Origin of the sequence: Pseudoduganella sp. SL102 (assembly GCF_027856995.1) — a bacterium.
Lineage (GTDB): Bacteria > Pseudomonadota > Gammaproteobacteria > Burkholderiales > Burkholderiaceae_D > Rugamonas > Rugamonas albidiflava.
This window is the reverse complement of sequence record NZ_CP115554.1, coordinates 2,508,082-2,523,016: the sequence shown is the minus strand read 5'-3', so window position 1 is coordinate 2,523,016 and position 14,935 is coordinate 2,508,082. Positions and strand designations below refer to the sequence as shown.

General features: G+C 64.5%; 17 protein-coding genes. 8 read left to right on the top strand and 9 right to left on the bottom strand.

Annotation, left to right across the window (positions count from 1 at the left end; genetic code table 11):
- Window positions 1–52 precede the first annotated feature (52 nt).
- Window positions 53–961, top strand: a complete 909-nt coding sequence (locus tag OU994_RS10760; protein WP_281610724.1) for a universal stress protein — start codon at window positions 53–55, stop codon at window positions 959–961.
- Window positions 962–1,022: 61 nt separating this feature from the next.
- On the opposite strand, the gene OU994_RS10755 is transcribed toward OU994_RS10760, so the two are convergent.
- The 5 genes from OU994_RS10755 to OU994_RS10735 all read right to left on the bottom strand — a co-directional run bounded on the left by OU994_RS10755 (window position 1,023) and on the right by OU994_RS10735 (window position 5,161).
- Window positions 1,023–1,388 (bottom strand): hypothetical protein, encoded by a 366-nt coding sequence (locus tag OU994_RS10755; RefSeq protein ID WP_281610723.1) that lies wholly within the window; start codon window positions 1,386–1,388, stop codon window positions 1,023–1,025.
- Between the two features lie 52 nt (window positions 1,389–1,440).
- Window positions 1,441–1,992 carry a glycine zipper domain-containing protein gene (locus tag OU994_RS10750; protein ID WP_281610722.1) on the bottom strand — a complete coding sequence of 184 codons (552 nt, stop codon included), beginning with the start codon at window positions 1,990–1,992 and terminating at the stop codon, window positions 1,441–1,443.
- A gap of 142 nt (window positions 1,993–2,134) precedes the next feature.
- Window positions 2,135–3,478 carry an ATP-binding protein gene (locus OU994_RS10745; RefSeq protein WP_373922577.1) on the bottom strand — a complete coding sequence of 448 codons (1,344 nt, stop codon included), beginning with the start codon at window positions 3,476–3,478 and terminating at the stop codon, window positions 2,135–2,137.
- The gene (locus OU994_RS10740; RefSeq protein ID WP_281610721.1) at window positions 3,478–4,392 is read right to left on the bottom strand and encodes a zinc-dependent peptidase; all 915 of its coding nucleotides are present in this window, start codon (window positions 4,390–4,392) and stop codon (window positions 3,478–3,480) included. The genes OU994_RS10745 and OU994_RS10740 overlap by 1 nt, the downstream gene beginning before the upstream one ends.
- Before the next feature lie 196 nt (window positions 4,393–4,588).
- Window positions 4,589–5,161 carry a winged helix-turn-helix domain-containing protein gene (locus tag OU994_RS10735; protein WP_165497856.1) on the bottom strand — a complete coding sequence of 191 codons (573 nt, stop codon included), beginning with the start codon at window positions 5,159–5,161 and terminating at the stop codon, window positions 4,589–4,591.
- Window positions 5,162–5,516: 355 nt separating this feature from the next.
- Here OU994_RS10735 and OU994_RS10730 point away from each other — a divergent pair, with 355 nt between their 5' ends.
- The 4 genes from OU994_RS10730 (at window position 5,517) to OU994_RS10715 (ending at window position 9,744) form a co-directional block, all read left to right on the top strand.
- The gene (locus OU994_RS10730) at window positions 5,517–5,789 is read left to right on the top strand and encodes a hypothetical protein (protein WP_281610720.1); all 273 of its coding nucleotides are present in this window, start codon (window positions 5,517–5,519) and stop codon (window positions 5,787–5,789) included.
- A gap of 517 nt (window positions 5,790–6,306) precedes the next feature.
- Window positions 6,307–7,341: an OmpA family protein gene (locus tag OU994_RS10725; protein ID WP_281610719.1), complete on the top strand. Its 1,035-nt coding sequence runs from the start codon at window positions 6,307–6,309 to the stop codon at window positions 7,339–7,341.
- 136 nt (window positions 7,342–7,477) lie between these two features.
- Window positions 7,478–8,389 (top strand): YihY/virulence factor BrkB family protein, encoded by a 912-nt coding sequence (locus OU994_RS10720; RefSeq protein ID WP_281610718.1) that lies wholly within the window; start codon window positions 7,478–7,480, stop codon window positions 8,387–8,389.
- Window positions 8,390–8,727: 338 nt separating this feature from the next.
- Entirely contained in the window at window positions 8,728–9,744 is a 1,017-nt protein-coding gene (locus OU994_RS10715; RefSeq protein ID WP_281610717.1) for an IS110 family transposase, read from the top strand.
- A gap of 153 nt (window positions 9,745–9,897) precedes the next feature.
- Here the strand turns inward: OU994_RS10715 and OU994_RS10710 are convergent, their stop codons facing one another.
- From OU994_RS10710 to OU994_RS10700, 3 genes are all read right to left on the bottom strand, one after another.
- Window positions 9,898–11,091, bottom strand: a complete 1,194-nt coding sequence (locus OU994_RS10710; RefSeq protein ID WP_373922576.1) for an AI-2E family transporter — start codon at window positions 11,089–11,091, stop codon at window positions 9,898–9,900.
- Between the two features lie 70 nt (window positions 11,092–11,161).
- Entirely contained in the window at window positions 11,162–11,488 is a 327-nt protein-coding gene (locus OU994_RS10705) for a BON domain-containing protein (RefSeq protein ID WP_131146922.1), read from the bottom strand.
- A 63-nt stretch (window positions 11,489–11,551) separates the two neighbouring features.
- Window positions 11,552–12,097: a hypothetical protein gene (locus OU994_RS10700; protein ID WP_281610716.1), complete on the bottom strand. Its 546-nt coding sequence runs from the start codon at window positions 12,095–12,097 to the stop codon at window positions 11,552–11,554.
- A 315-nt stretch (window positions 12,098–12,412) separates the two neighbouring features.
- Between OU994_RS10700 and OU994_RS10695 the strand changes: the two genes are divergently transcribed.
- From OU994_RS10695 to OU994_RS10685, 3 genes are all read left to right on the top strand, one after another.
- Window positions 12,413–12,856 (top strand): glycine zipper 2TM domain-containing protein, encoded by a 444-nt coding sequence (locus tag OU994_RS10695; protein ID WP_131146923.1) that lies wholly within the window; start codon window positions 12,413–12,415, stop codon window positions 12,854–12,856.
- Window positions 12,857–13,000: 144 nt separating this feature from the next.
- Window positions 13,001–13,153 carry a DUF3309 domain-containing protein gene (locus OU994_RS10690; protein ID WP_130185456.1) on the top strand — a complete coding sequence of 51 codons (153 nt, stop codon included), beginning with the start codon at window positions 13,001–13,003 and terminating at the stop codon, window positions 13,151–13,153.
- Window positions 13,154–13,203: 50 nt separating this feature from the next.
- Entirely contained in the window at window positions 13,204–13,572 is a 369-nt protein-coding gene (locus tag OU994_RS10685; RefSeq protein ID WP_281610715.1) for a hypothetical protein, read from the top strand.
- 124 nt (window positions 13,573–13,696) lie between these two features.
- On the opposite strand, the gene OU994_RS10680 is transcribed toward OU994_RS10685, so the two are convergent.
- Window positions 13,697–14,896 carry a patatin-like phospholipase family protein gene (locus OU994_RS10680; RefSeq protein WP_373922575.1) on the bottom strand — a complete coding sequence of 400 codons (1,200 nt, stop codon included), beginning with the start codon at window positions 14,894–14,896 and terminating at the stop codon, window positions 13,697–13,699.
- Between the last annotated feature and the right edge of the window lie 39 nt (window positions 14,897–14,935).

Genomic DNA, 14,935 nt, shown 5'->3' with positions numbered 1-14,935 from the left:
CCGACGCCGTGATGTGCGCAGCCAACCCGCCCACCCGTCCTATAATTCCCCCATGGGCTACAAGACGATCGTGGTACACGTGGACGAGGCACCCCACTCCGCGGCGCGGGTGCTGATGGCGGCCGACCTGGCGCTGCAGCACGGCGCGCACGTGATCGGCGTGGCGCTGACCGGCGTCTCCCGCTTCCTGTACCAGAACGAGATGGTCGACGACGAGGACCCCAACCTCGCGCTGCATCTCGACGTGCTGCGCGAGCGCGCCCGCCGCGCGCTGGCCGGCTTCGCGCCGCAGTTGCATGCGCTGGGCGTGCACAGTGTCGAGGAACGGGTGCTCGACGACGAACCCGGCGCCGGCCTGGCGCTGGTGGCACGGCATGCGGACCTGGCCATCGTCGGCCAGGCGCCGCCGGATGGTCGCAGCGGGTCTCCGGCGGCCTTCCCGGCCGAGGTGCTCACCGAGTCCGGCTGCCCGGTCATGGTGGTGCCCTTCACGGCACGGCCGCGCGGTTCGATTTCCGTCACCCCGGCCGGCGTGGCAAGCCCGGGCGCGCCCTCGCCCGGCCGCCACATCCTGGTTGCGTGGAATGCCAGCAAGGAAGCCGCACGCGCCGTGCGCGAGGCGCTGCCGCTGCTGGCGCGGGCCGACAAGGTAACGCTGGCGATGATCGATGCCGACCTGCGCCCGGCGGCATTCGGCGACACGCCGGGCGCCGACGTGCTGGCATGGCTGGCGCGCCACGGCATCTCGGCCGATACGCAGGTGCGCCAGACCGCCCGTCAGGGCTTGCTGAAGCGTCCGGGCGATGTCGGCGAGGCATTGCTGATGCTGGCCGGTGAAACCGGCTGCGATCTCGTCGTGCTGGGCGCGTACGGCCACTCGCGCTTCCGCGAAACCCTGCTGGGCGGCGTCACGCGCACCGTGCTGGAAGCCATGACGATGCCGGTGCTGATGGCGCACTGAGATCGCAATGAGATAAGGAAATAAGCGGCATTTCGAATGCGTGCACACGGCACGCTCCGCTTTATTCCTGCCAGTCCTGGTCGCGGATCTTCGCCACCTGGCGCTGGGCCATCCATTTCCATAACTGCAGCGCGTCTTCCTTGCCGGCCGACATGCGGCGCGGACTGGCCAGCGCGATCTCGCAATCGCGGTCCGACCACTCCTCGAAGCGGATCGCGCCCCCGCCCGTATCGCCGCGCACCACTTCCATCTGGTACATCAGCCCATCGTCATAGCCGAAGCGCAGCACCGCCGAGGGCGGGATGCCATCGGCGCCGGCGCCATCACCCTCGTAGATTTCCGACAGCGCGGCAGCCAGTTGCGCCTCGGTCGGTGCCTGCACGTTGTGGCCATCCGGCCCCGTGAGCTCTACCCATGCGTGTGTCATGCACGCCCCTCCAGAAGTAACGTGGCGCGACGGTGCCGGGCCCGATCGGCGATCAGGCGATGCGCCGCGGCAGCGACAGTGGATCGAAGTCTTTCCAGTCGCCACCGGCGATGGTGCCGTCGGCACGCTCGATGTCGTTGGCGCCGAGCCTGCGCAGCAGTTGCACGACGCGGTCCTCGTCACCGTCCGGCAAGGCGACCGCGACCAGCATGCCGGACTTGCGGGGCGCAACCGTGTTTTCGCCGCCCGCCTCCGGTTCACCCTTCTCCTTCATGTGCGAGAAGCTGTATAGCGAGCCCACGTGCGCGCCCAGCAGGCCGCCGACCACCGGGCCGGCGGGGCCGGTCAGCGGCACCGTCGCGGCACCGATGGCCGCGCCGATCGCGCCGCCGGTGGCGGCCCCCTTCGCCAGGCCTTCCGGGGAATCCTTGGCGCCAGGCGACAGCGTGCGGTCGCCGCCCAGGGCATGCATGTCATGCTGGCCGGGCTGGTTCACATAAAACGAGCTGATGCGGTCTTCCGGGTAGCCCGCTTCCAGCAGGGCCTGGCGTGCGCCGTCGATTTGTTCCTGCAGCTGGAAATGGCCGGCGATGATGGTTGTCATGATTGTTATCTCCTGCATGAATTGGACGCACTCAGCTTGCCGCGCGCTCCAGTGTGTTTCCGTACGTTGACGCACATAGCCTGGCGCAAGTTCGCCGGCCGGCATCGTGATAGCGGAATCAGGGGTGGTGCGGAGCGATGCGTCAGCCAGCGGCGCCGGCTTCCCGATGCGGCGGGCGCTGCGGCAGCCAGACGGTGAACGCGGTGCCCTGGCCCGGCTGGGACTGGACCTCGATGCGCCCGCCATGCCGGTTGACGATGCCATACGACAGCGACAGCCCCAGGCCGGTGCCGCTGCCCACCGGCTTGGTGGTGAAGAATGGCTCGAAGATGCGGGTCAGGTGCTCCGGCGCGATGCCGGCGCCGGTATCGGCGATTTCCACCCACACCCAGTCGCCCTGCACGCCGGTACGGATACGGATCACGCCCCGTTCGGCGATCGCCTGGCCGGCATTGACGAGCAGGTTCATGAAGACCTGGTTCAATTGCGACGCTCGGCACTCCACCAGGGGCAGGTTGCCGTATTCCTTGACCACGGTGACCTTGAACTTCAATTCGTTGGCGACGATGTTCAGCGTGCTGTCCAGCCCACGGTGCAGGTCGGCGAATTGCCATTCCGTTTCACCGACGTGCGAGAACTCGCGCAGCGATTGCACGATTTCCTTCACGCGCCGCAAGCCGTCGATGGATTCGCCGATGAGCGCGGTGGCGTCGTCGCGCAGGAAGTCCAGGTCGGCATGCCGCCGCAGCGGCGCCATGTGGCCGATCAGCTCAGGGTACCCGGCAATGGCGCCGTGGTACTCGTCGACCAGCCGCAGCAGCGCGCCCACGTAGCCTTGCAGCGAACTCATGTTGGAATTGACGAAGCCGATCGGGTTATTGATCTCGTGCGCGATGCCGGCCGCCAGTTGCCCGATGGAGGCCAGCTTTTCGGCCTGCAGCAACTGCTCATGGGCTTCGCGCAGCTTGCCGATCAGCTGCTGCTGTTCGATGCCTTTCGCCAGCAGCGCGTCCTCCATTGCCTTGCGGTCGGTGATGTCGGTCAGCGCGCCGATCACTTCCAGCGGCCGGCCAGCCGCGTCGCGGATCAGCCGCAGGGTATCGTGCATCCACAGGTAGCGCCCGTCCGCCGTGCGGAAACGGTATTCGTATACCCGCTGCCCTTCGGTGAACACTTCCGCCAGGCTGGCAACGATGCGCGGCTTGTCGTCGGGATGGATATGGTCGAACCAGAAATTCGGGTCCGCCAGCATGTCGGCAGGCCGGTAGCCCAGCATGTTGAAGGCGTTATTGCTGACGAACGTCATCCTGAAGTCGCCGCTCGGCACCGTGGAGTAGATCAGCGCCGGGGTGTTGTCGATCAGGTATTGCAGGCGGGTGGGCAGCGCGGGATCGGAAGGCACGGCGCCGGCTGGCGCGGGATCGGAGCGCGCCGCGCCAGAAGGTGTGGCGGATGGTGGCGAGGCATCGAACTCTTCGAAGTGCATTACCAGCTGGCCCAGGCAAACGAGCGGTTGGCGGGCAGCGCCGGCGACACGGCCGGCCCCAGCGATGCCGGATGGTCCGGCTCGAACGCGGCCGGCGGTTCGTCCAGCCACGCGCGCGGATCGACACGGTAATACTTCGCCAGCTCGTCGTACAGCGCCGGGTGGCGCTGCGCCAGCTGCCATGGCTTGCCGAAGAATGTCTCGGTGGCGACGGCGAAGAACTCGGCCGGGCTGGTGGCGCCATAATGATCGAGCACGCTGTCCTGGCTGCCCATCCATGCGGCGCGCCGCAGGTGCGCATAATCGCGGGACAGGACCTCGGACCAGTTGCGGTAATTTTCGCTACTGCCCAGGTACGGTGCGCCATTGGTGGCACCCGATTCGCTGTCGAGCTGGTGGGCGAATTCGTGCAGCACCACGTTATGGCCATCCCAGGCCAGCGCGCCACGCTCGGTATCGTCCCAGGACAGCACCACGCGGCCATCCTGCCACGACTCGCCCAGCATGGTCTGGCGGAAATGCGTGACGACACCGCCCGGCCCCACGTCCTGCCGCGCCGCGGCAAAGGCGCCCGGATACAAAAGGATCGTGCGCAGCGAAGGAAAGACGCCGGTGGCGCGGTTCAGCAGGAGCAGGCAAGCCTGGCCGGCAATGGCCACGCGCATCTCGTCCGTGACGTCGAGCCCCGCACAGCCGACAAACTTTTTCTGGTGGAGGAATTGCTTGACGAGCCGGTGCAGTTGTTCCTGCAGCTCCGGTGCGAGGCGATCATGGATGGGAACGTAGCGGCGCAGCGCGGCAAGCGCGGCTGGCGGCAGTGGCCGGGCCAATGCCCGGCGCAAGGTCAGGCGGGGGTACAGGAATGGCGTGGCCACTGCCAGCGCCACGACCGTCAAACCAAGCAATGCGTCCATAGTGGCCGTCCATAACGATATATGTCGCCACAGATGGGGAGCGTTGCCGGCAATTCAATCAATGCGCGATGAACATATTACAAGGTGCGCGGCCCGGTACGGAACCCGGTACGGAAGCGGTCCGAAACACGGTTCGGCGCGGCAGGCCGGCCGGGTCGCCGCGCGAGCGCTGGCGACGCCGCGCCGCCGGTCGTCCTTACTGCTGGGCCTTCTGCAACGATTGCGGGGCGCCGAACAGGGCGGCCACCAGCGGGTCGCGCGTCACGGGGCCGCGGTTCACGCGGATCGCGTAATGCGTATCGTCCGCCAGGATATGGAAGTGGCGGCCGCTGCCGGCCATGCTCTGCTCGCGCAGGCTCGGGCGTTCCTTGCGCGGCGGCGAGCCTTCGCGTTTCGGCTGGGCGATCGCGGCCAGGAAGGCTTGCACGCGCTCGGCATCCGGGGTCAGCCGGTAGACGGCCTTGCCCAGGTAGGTGGCGGTGCCCTCGATGTAACGGGCCAGTTCGATCACGCCCGCTTCGCGCAGGTCGCGGATGTACTTGCGGGCGCCGGACGGGGAAAACTTGAGGAACCAGGCGATTTCGTCGGCCAGCATTTCATGTTGCTGCAGCTCGCCGATCAGTTTCTGCATGTTTTCGATACGGCGCAGCGTGGCCGAGGTGGACCGTACGCGCTCGATCGGCGCCAGCGACAATGCCTTGCGCTCGGTCCCCGGACCCGGGCGCTCCACCAGCGCCAGGCGCGGCTTCGCGGCGGGCTGGGAGGCCATCACATCGCTGTTCGACAGGTCGTGAGAATCTCTGATTGCGTGCATTTGAACACTCCTTATAACGGTAGCCGGTTAGCGCGGTGCGGGGTCACTGCGCATTCATTCCTTCATTGGGCTCCAGATTGCCGTTATGCGTTGTACAAGTCTGTGCGGCAACGAACATAAAATGGTTCAAAAGTTAAAGCCACTTCGGCGCACTGCTGGCGCCATCGCGATGTCTTCGCGCCGTAATTGCATGGAATTCGCGATGTATTCAAACCGCCACGTTCGGCCCTGAATGTGCGCTCGCGAACAGAACGCCTGGTTCTTGTTGTTTAAAGTGCATCCCGGACCAACCTTAAAGAGAGGACACACCATGAAATACTCCATCCTGCTGGCGGCCATCACCGCCCTGAGCCTGTCGGCCTGCAACAAGTCGGAAAACAACGTGCCGGCCACCGACACCACGGCACCGGCAACGGCGCCAGCCGCAACCGAGCCGGCAGCCCCGGCCGCCGCACCGGCCGACACCATGACGCCGCCACCGGCCGATACCACCACCCCGCCAGCCGACACCACGGCTCCGGCAGGCACCGGCACCACGCCGGCCGGCACCACGCCGCCAGCTGGCGGCACCACGACCCAGTAAGCGCCTTCGCGGTAGCGGGCTTCCTCAGGGAAGCCTGGTTTTGCGAAGGCATTCCTTCGCAGCAGGACAGCAACAAGGCGTGATCCAGCAAAGGGCTTTGCCCCAGCCGGAGGTGTCAAGCGGGGTTCAGGCTGGGGTGCGATTGCTCACGACATGGGTTACTCACGACATGGGTTACTCACGACAATGAGTTACTCACGACATGAGTTGCTCACGACAACGAGATCGCAGACGACATGCCCATGAAACGCGCCGAGATGGCGCGTTTTTTTCGGCTTCCCTCCCGTTGGACGGAAGGACAATGTTTCAGTTCCCGTTGTAATATCGCCACACATTTGATATAACGCAAGCTTATTGTGCGGTACCGCACCGAAGGTGGGGTTGCCAGCACCATAAACTTGACGCAACAGCAATGCAAAAGCTGCAATTGAAAGCAGAGCTGGCCAAGAACAGCCACAGCGACTTCTCTCAATATTGCTGTTGATAAAAATTTCTTCCAACGCATCAGGAGTTATCAGTGAATAAATCCAACAAGATCGCAATCGCCGCAGCCCTGCTGTGCGCTTCCTTCGCCGCCTCGGCGCAGGATGCCGTCATCAATCCGAACTGGTACATCCAGCCCAGCGTCAACGCCATGAAACCAGATTCCGACTGGGCGACCGACAAGACCGGCTATGGTGGCGGCCTGAAGTTCGGTAAGCCGCTGTCGGAAAACTGGGATATCCAGTTGGGTTACACCTACGCCCGCTCCAGCGAGAACGGCGCGCGCTACCAGCAAGAAACGCTGGGTGTCGACTTCCTGTACCTGTTCTCGCGCAAGACCTTCCGCCCGTTCGTGCTGGTCGGCCTCGGTGCCCAGCGCGACAAGGAAAACCCGTTCCGCAGCCTCGCCGAACCGCACCGTACCTCACCGTACGTGTCGGCCGGCCTGGGCTTCCAGTCCGTCATCAACGACCGCTGGTCGTTCCAGGCGGATGTGCGCAGCGTGTACGGCTTCATCGGCAGCGACGACTTCCGTCACGACCGCTCGAACAACGTCTACGCCACGGTGGGCTTCAACTACGCGCTGGGCCCGTCGCCGCAGCCATCGGCACCGCCGGCACCGCCGCCAGTAGCCGCGGCTGAACCGGCACCGGTCGCTCCTCCGCCGCCGCCGCCGCCACCAGCACGCTTCGAGAAGGTCACGATGTCGGCCACCGAACTGTTCGAGTTCGACAGCGCCAAGCTGCGCGGCGACCAGCCGAAGCTCGATGACATCGCGCGCGTGCTGACCGAGAACCCGAGCCTGACGGGCATTACGATCTCCGGCCACACCGACCGTATCGGTTCCGAGAAGTACAACCAGACGCTGTCGGAAAAACGCGCCGCCGCCGCCAAGGAATACCTGGTCGGCAAGGGCATCGCCGCCGACCGCCTGACCACCGAAGGCAAGGGCGAATCCCAGCCGATCGTCCAGTGCAACGACAAGAAGCGCTCGGACCTGATCAAGTGCCTGGAACCGAACCGCCGCGTCGAAGTCGAGCAGATCACGATCGAACGTCGCGTGAACTGATCGGCGTAATGGAACGACCTGCCGTCTGGCGGGTTGCCGCAGCGATGACTGGCCAGGCCAGCTCACCGCTGCGGTCCACGACGATCGCTGTACAAAAAAGGGGCTTCGGCCCCTTTTTGTTTAAACGGAGCAGATAATGAACTGGAGAAAGTTCCCCCATATCGCCAAGAAGGTCCCCAACCTGCTGTATTGCGCGCTGATGGAATGGTTCGACCACCGCGGCAGCAGCAAGGGTGCGGCGCTGGCGTTCTATACGCTGTTCTCGCTCGCTCCGATCCTGGTGCTCGTGATCGCGATCGCCGGCATTTTCTATGGCAAGGAAGCCGCCCAGGGCGAGCTGTTCGCGCAACTGCGCGGCATGGTCGGCGCACAGGGCGCGGAAGCGATCCAGCTGATCCTGGCCGGCGCGCACAACGAGGAAGAAGGCAAGATCGCCACGCTGATCGCCGGCGCCCTGCTGCTGTTCGGCGCCACCAGCGTGTTCGCCGAGCTGAAGGCAAGCCTGGACGAAGTCTGGCAACTGCCGCCGGTGACCGACAATACCGTGTGGGACACGATCCGCACGCGGCTGCTGTCGTTCGGGCTGGTGCTGGCTTTGGGTTTCCTGCTGCTGACGTCGCTCGTGGTCAGCGCCGCGCTGGAAATCTTCCAGCGTTTCTGGAACCGCTACTGGCCGGACGCGACGGTGCTGATCACCGTGCTGAACCACACCATCAGCTTCCTCGTGATCGCCACCATGTTCGGCGTGATCTACAAGCTGCTGCCGCGCATCCAGCTGGCCTGGCAAGACGTGATCATCGGCGCGATCGGCACCGCCATCATGTTCATGATCGGCAAGTTCGGCATCGGCGCCTATATCGGCAACAGCGGCGTGGCCAGCAGCTTCGGTGCCGCCGGCTCCACGATCGCGCTGCTGCTGTGGGTGTATTACTCGGCGCAGATCTTCTTCCTCGGTGCCGAGTTCGCCCGCCAGTACGCGCTGCAGATCGGCAGCCTGAAGCATCATCCGCGCGATGAAAACGGCCAGTTGAAGGTGAAGGCGAAGTAAAACGCACCGGCAAGAGCGGTGGCAAAGCGCATGCATTCACCCCAACAGCGAAGGGCTGGGGTCAGGGAGGAGTGCTCGCCGGTAGGCGAGCACTGCTACGCCGGCAAGGAGCGATGCTCCTCGAAACCCCGGCTACGCCCCGCCGGGTCTCGTATCTTGAGCGTACCGACAATTCAGTGGATACTTCCGCTGCAGTTCCGGCCAGGCAAGGTCACACCGCTCGGGATTAAGGCTTCGAGCCTGTGGGTCAGATAGGTGGCCTTGCCTGTTTTTTCATTGAAGTCCGTACGGTATCTTGGGACGGCGTTCTTACGCTAAGCCCGCATACGAGAGAGGAAATGATGGAAATGGCAGTAACCCCGGTAGTTGGCGTTGATGTGAGTAAGAAGAAGCTCGATATTGTTCTGCTGGTCAGTGGCAAAGCGAAATCGAAGACGCTCAGCAATACGCCGGAGGGTTACCAGAAACTGGTTCAATGGTTGGTCAAGCAGAAGGTCTCTCCAGACAGCGCTCACGTGTGTCTGGAAGCGACCGGTGTCTATAGCGAGCCGCTTGCTCTGTGGTTGCACGATGCGGGCATCATGGTGAGCGTCATCAATCCAGGCTGCATCAAAGGTTTTGGGCAGTCCGAAAACATCCGCAACAAAAACGATCAAATTGACGCCGGGCTGATCGCCCGATTCTGTGCTGCGAAGAGGCCACCAGTTTGGGTGCCACCTCCAAAGGAACAGCGTGAACTCAAGGGTTTGAGCGATCGGCTGCTTGCGCTCAAGGACATCAGGCAACAGGAAAAGAACCGGATGGAAGCTCATGATTTTGCCGGTCAGGCCGACTTGGTGAAAAACGTCGATGAGCACGTAAAATGGCTCGATCAAAAGATCACCGAGCTGGAAAAGGAGATCGACGATCACATCGACAGGCATCCTGGCCTGAAACATGACGCCGATCTGATCCGCAATATTCCGGGCATTGGCAGCACTACGATAGCTAAGGTCCTGGGCCACATTGGTGACATTAGGCGCTTCGGATCGGCCAAGGCACTTACGGCATTTATTGAAGTCAGTCCAAAGCAAAAAAGCTCTGGAACATCAGTGCGCGGTCGGACAAGCATGAGCAAGATCGGCAACAATGATCTGCGTAGTGCACTGTACATGCCTGGCATGGTCGCCAAGCGGTACAACACCTTGCTGAAGACCTTTGCCGAGCGCCTGAGCGCCAATGGCATGGCTCCCAAGGCCGTCACCGGCGCCGTCATGCGCAAGCTGGTTCATCTGATTTACGGCGTGGTTTGCTCTGGCAAGCCATTCGACCCGAATTTTTTGAATTCGGGCCTTGCAAAACAAGACGGTATCTGACCCCGGAATCTGCACTTGGGTGGGCTTATCTGAGCGGATCTCTCGAGTGTTGCCAGGGAATCCGAAAGAATCGGAGCCTGTCACGGGTTTTACGTTGGCGCCGGCCGGGCCGCGAGGGACTGGCTACCGGCAGGCGAGCAAGCCGTGAGCGCCCTACTCGCCCAGCAGTTCGGCGACGATCTCCATCCCTTCCACCCGCTCGGCGACGACCTTGACGATCACGATCACGGGCACGCCCAGCAGCAGCCCCCACACGCCCCACAGCCAGCCCCAGAACAGCAGGCTGACGAAGACGGCGGCGGCGTTCATGCGGGCGATGCGGCCCGTCATCCAGGTGGTGACGAAGGTGCCGACCAGCGTGGCGATGCCGAGCGACGCGCCGGTCACGAGCAGCACCATCTGCAGCGATTCGAATTGCAGGAAGGCGACCAGGCCGGTGGCGCTGGTGATCAGCAGCGGCCCGAAGTACGGCATGATGTGCAGCAGCCCGGCCACGATGGCCCAGGCGCCGGCGTTCTCCAGGCCGATGGCGCGCAGCGCGATCCACATCAGCAGCGCCAGCAGCACATTGGTCACCAGCAGCATGAACATGTAGGCCTGGATCGACGTGTTGATGTCTTCCAGGATGTGCACGGTGATCTTCTTCTTCGTCAGCGAAGGCCCGGTCAGCTTGACGAGCTTGCGCTTGAACGTATCACCCGACAGCAGCAGGAAGAACACCAGGAAGATCACCATCGTTGCCTGCGAGAGGAAACCGACCAGCCCGCGCGCGCTGACCCAAACCCAGTCCATGACGCGGATCCCGCCGGTATTGGCGGTGGCGGCTGTCGCGGTGGCCTCCTGCTGCCGCTTGGCGGCGCGGCGCGCGCTGCTGCCCGCGGTGACCTGCTCGATTTCGTTGGCCACGGCCTGGATGCGCGAGATGGTGCTGGTGCTGGACCCCGTGGTGGAGGCGAGCAGGCGGGAAAGCTTATGGGTAATGGTCGGCAATTCCTCGACGATGTTCTGGAATTCGCCATGCACCTTGTCGATGACGACGACGGAGCCGCCGAAGATCGCGCCGGTCACCAGCGTGGCGCCGATGATGCGCTTGACGTGCAGGCGTTCGAGCCAGTTGACGAGGGGATTGAGGGTGTATGCGATGAAGATCCCCAGTAACAGGGGAACCAGGAAGTTCCTGCCCCACTGCAGCGCATACAGGAAGGCGACGGTGGCGATGATGCCCAGCGCCAGCCCCTTGGCATGCACATGCAGGGGTAACTGCAGCTTGGACGCGTGCTCGCCGCCTTCCGATGCTTGCTCGGCCGGTGCGGCCGGCTCCTGGGAAACGATGTGCGGACGGTCCATCCAATGCATCGCGACCGGTGCCGCCCGCGCGCCTCGATGGGGCTCGCTGGACGGTCCGGCCGCGTCCCGATTACTTGACGCGGATGTCGTTCTTCACCGACTGCACACCCTTCACGCCGCGGGCGATCTCGCCGGCCTTGGTGATGTCACCCGGCTGGGCCACGAAGCCGGACAGCTGCACGGTGCCCTTGAACGTTTCCACGTTGATCTCGGTGGCTTTCAGGGTCGGCTCGTTGAAGATCGACGACTTCACCTTGGTGGTGATGACGGCGTCGTCGATGTATTCGCCGGTGCCTTCCTTGGTGGCCGAGCCGGCGCAGCCGACAACGGTGAACACGGTGGCGGCGGTGAAGACGGCAGTGGCGATTTTTTGAGCGACGAATTTTTTAGCGATCATGGTAGTACTCCTTCTTCGTGTTGTAAAAATGCCCGGAAACGAGCTTCTGACCAGCGGCCGACCTCAATAGCCGAACTGGGATTTCGCAGCCGCGACACACTGGTCTTTGGCCGTGCCGGACAAGGCGTCGCATTTTTCCGCGGCCACCTTGTACTCGGCGATTCTCTTGTCCTCGCGCGCATCGCTGCGCGCCTCGATGACTTTCTTGTCCGCCCGCGCATCGGCCAGCGCCGCCGTGCGGCTGGCCTTGGCCCGTTCCACGCAGACATCGCGTTCGTTGCCCGCCAGCGCGGCGCAGCGGGTGCGGTCCAGCGCGAAGTCGGCATTGGCGATGTCGATGCGCGCCTTGGTATAGGCCCGCAGCGTGTTGCGGAACTGCGCCGTGGCATCGGCTTCGGCGCGTACCCGCGCGGCCTTGGCCTCGGCAATGCAGACATCCTTTGGATTGCCTGCCAGGCTGTTGCAGCGCTCGCGCACCGCCTTGTATTCCGCGGCCGCGGCCGACCTGGCCTGCTCGAACAGCGCTTTCGCTTCCGGCGTGGCGGCACTGGCCGCAGTAGCGCATGCAAACAATACGATGCTGGCCGCGTGCGTCAACAGCGCACGCATCGCGCTTCGTCCTGCCATGTTTGCCACGCCATTTGCAGCACCCTCTGCCGGGCGCTCAGTCGGGCACTTCAATGCGCGCTCTGTTACGACAGGTGCCGCCTTCATGCCGATCGCTCCATGCCTGTTCTCCATGACGACAGTGTCCGCTAACCGGGCCGGCCTTTCTGTACGCTGGCGTACATTCAGTGCAAGTTTTACAACAACTTGAGTGCCCTGCCCTGCCGGCCGCGGCTCGGCAGGACAGGGTGCGGCATCGCACAGACCCCGGCCGCATCGCGGGACTAATCTGGCGCCACATCATCAAGGAGGATCGAAATGAAACCAACTCACGCCTTGAGCGCAGCGATGGTCGCGGTCACTCTGCTGACCGCGGGTTGCGCCAGTAATCAACCGACCAGCACCAACTACTCGACCCAGGCCGACGCATCCACCTACGGCACGATCGAGAATATCCAGGTCGTACGCGTGGATCCCGCCACCAGTGGTGCAGGGGCGGTCGCGGGCGGCCTGGTCGGGGCCCTCGTGGGCAACCAGATCGGATCGGGCGGCGGCCGCACCGCGGCCACGGCGGCCGGCGCGATCGGCGGGGCCGTCGTGGGCAACCAGATCGAATCGAACCGCAATGCCCCGCACGACATGTACCAGATCAGCATCCGCCTGGATAACGGCGACTACCGCACCGTGAACCAGGACAACGCCTACGACCTGCGCGTGGGCAGCCGCGTGCGGATGGTCGACGGCCGCGTCTACCGCTATTGACCACGGCAAGGCGGCACGCTGCCGACACCGCTGCGGACCAACGGAAGCGCGCCGTGATCGGCAGGCGCGCGTCCCCATCGCGCGTCCCGCGTGGCGCGTTGCGACAGAGTCCCAGGAATCACACCAACACATAAAGGAGCAACCATGGGCACCATTCTCTTGATCATTCTGGTACTCGTTCTGATCGGCGCACTGCCGACCTGGCCGCACAGCAGGAACTGGGGCTACGCGCCCAGCGGCATCGCCGGCCTGATCGTCGTCGTGCTGCTGATCATGCTGCTGACAGGCAGGCTGTAACGGAAAACACGGGGCGCTGCGGCGCCCCGCTCACTTGATGGGGGTACATCATGAAACGGATCATCATCGGTGCCGCGCTCGCCGCCGGCCTTGCCGGATTGGGCAGCACGGCATGGGCGCAAAGCACATCGCCGGCCATGGCGCAGCACCAGGAACGGGAACTCGCCCGCGGCGAGCCGGCGCGCTGGATGAAGGCCGACGGCTCGGTGCAGGCGCAGATCGCCACCAAGCGCAAGGAAATCGGCGCGGCGCTCAATGAGGCGATGAACGACTGCAAGAAAGCCGGCCGCGCCGAACGCCAGGCCTGCATGCGGGAGGCCCGCGCAACCTACCAGCGCGACATGGCCAATGTGAAGGAACTGGTGGCGCAGTCGAACCAGATGGGCGGCGTGTACGACACCGCCGGGCCGTCGGAATAAGGTTGAGGACTGCGGGGCGCGGACTGCGGGTTGCGGACTGGGCTGCTGACTGCGGATGCGGTTTGCTGGCGGCAGGCTGCTGGTTACGGAACGTCGATTGCGGACCGTGGACCGGGGCTGCCGCTCAGCGCGCCGCTTCCTCGGGACCGAGCGGCAGCTGCTGCGCGCCCGCGGCCGGCGAATCCGGCAGCGGCGGCAGCTCGTGCACCACCAGCGGCGTATCTTCCGAGACGAAGGCCAGCCAGCCCGCCGCCCCGATGGCACGCTGTGCATCCGCATAGCCCTGGCTCCAGCGCCACTCCACGGACCCTCGCGAGAAATTGATGTCCTTCAGCGGCATGTGCCAGTCGTGGCCGGCGTAGGGAATACGCACCACGTGCAGCGTCGTGTCGCAGCCCAGATTGGCGAGGTCGCGCGCGTGCTGCGCAGTGCGCTGCGCCGGCGGCATCGAAGCGTACAGCTCGCGCAGCTTTTGCTGCAGGCGGCGCACCTTGACATAGTCGTCGAGATGGCGCTGCGAGCGGGAGGCGAAGGTCACGTCCTTCTGCCGCGTCTGTACTTCCTCGAACGTGTCGGGCTCCGGCCCTTGCGCGCTCCACAGGTCGACCATGAAGCACAGCGTATCGACCGGCCGGTGCGTGTCGTCCAGCACGGTCTGCAGCGGCGTGTTCGAATACAGGCCGCCATCCCAGTACAGCTCGCCATCGATGCGCACCGCCGCGAAACCGGGCGGCAGCGCCCCGCTGGCGCGGATGTGGTCGGCGGTGATGCGCCCGGGATCGAGGCTGTCGAAGCTGACCAGGCCGCCAGTCGATACGCGCAGCGCATTGACGGTGAGGCGCATGCCCTCCGGGCTGTTCAGCACATCGAAATCGACCAGTTCGTTCAGCGTGGCCGCCAGCTCCTCGGTGTCATAGAAACTGGCCTGCTCGGCGGGCACCTGCAAGCCGAGGCCGAATGGACTGAACGGCCGCGGCCGGAAGAAGCCGCGGATGCCGGACACCATCGCGTGCAGCGTCGACAGCCGGATATTCTGGCGCCGCTGCGCCTCGGTCATCCACTGGGGATTGTAGGGATCGCGCTGGGACATGCGGTCCCAGAATTCCCGGATGCGCTGCAGCCTGTCTTCCTGCCGGTTGCCGGCCAGGAGCGCGGCATTGATCGCGCCGATCGAGGTGCCCACGACCCAGTCCGGCGCCAGCCCGTGTTCGTGCAGCGCCTGGTACACCCCGGCCTGGTAGGCGCCCAGGGCGCCGCCACCCTGCAGCACGAGCACGACGCGCATGCCGTTCGGGTTCAGTGGATGGGAATCCGCATCGCTCAAGGCACACCTCCTCGTTGAAAGAAAAGCACTGGCAGGGAT

Coding starts and splice junctions, on each gene's coding strand:
- OU994_RS10760 (WP_281610724.1), top strand. CDS start 53: ATGGGCTACAAGACGATCGTGGTACACGTGGACGAGGCACCCCACTCC.
- OU994_RS10755 (WP_281610723.1), bottom strand. CDS start 1,388: ATGACACACGCATGGGTAGAGCTCACGGGGCCGGATGGCCACAACGTG.
- OU994_RS10750 (WP_281610722.1), bottom strand. CDS start 1,992: ATGACAACCATCATCGCCGGCCATTTCCAGCTGCAGGAACAAATCGAC.
- OU994_RS10745 (WP_373922577.1), bottom strand. CDS start 3,478: ATGCACTTCGAAGAGTTCGATGCCTCGCCACCATCCGCCACACCTTCT.
- OU994_RS10740 (WP_281610721.1), bottom strand. CDS start 4,392: ATGGACGCATTGCTTGGTTTGACGGTCGTGGCGCTGGCAGTGGCCACG.
- OU994_RS10735 (WP_165497856.1), bottom strand. CDS start 5,161: ATGGCCTCCCAGCCCGCCGCGAAGCCGCGCCTGGCGCTGGTGGAGCGC.
- OU994_RS10730 (WP_281610720.1), top strand. CDS start 5,517: ATGAAATACTCCATCCTGCTGGCGGCCATCACCGCCCTGAGCCTGTCG.
- OU994_RS10720 (WP_281610718.1), top strand. CDS start 7,478: ATGAACTGGAGAAAGTTCCCCCATATCGCCAAGAAGGTCCCCAACCTG.
- OU994_RS10715 (WP_281610717.1), top strand. CDS start 8,728: ATGATGGAAATGGCAGTAACCCCGGTAGTTGGCGTTGATGTGAGTAAG.
- OU994_RS10710 (WP_373922576.1), bottom strand. CDS start 11,091: ATGGACCGTCCGCACATCGTTTCCCAGGAGCCGGCCGCACCGGCCGAG.
- OU994_RS10705 (WP_131146922.1), bottom strand. CDS start 11,488: ATGATCGCTAAAAAATTCGTCGCTCAAAAAATCGCCACTGCCGTCTTC.
- OU994_RS10700 (WP_281610716.1), bottom strand. CDS start 12,097: ATGCGTGCGCTGTTGACGCACGCGGCCAGCATCGTATTGTTTGCATGC.
- OU994_RS10695 (WP_131146923.1), top strand. CDS start 12,413: ATGAAACCAACTCACGCCTTGAGCGCAGCGATGGTCGCGGTCACTCTG.
- OU994_RS10690 (WP_130185456.1), top strand. CDS start 13,001: ATGGGCACCATTCTCTTGATCATTCTGGTACTCGTTCTGATCGGCGCA.
- OU994_RS10685 (WP_281610715.1), top strand. CDS start 13,204: ATGAAACGGATCATCATCGGTGCCGCGCTCGCCGCCGGCCTTGCCGGA.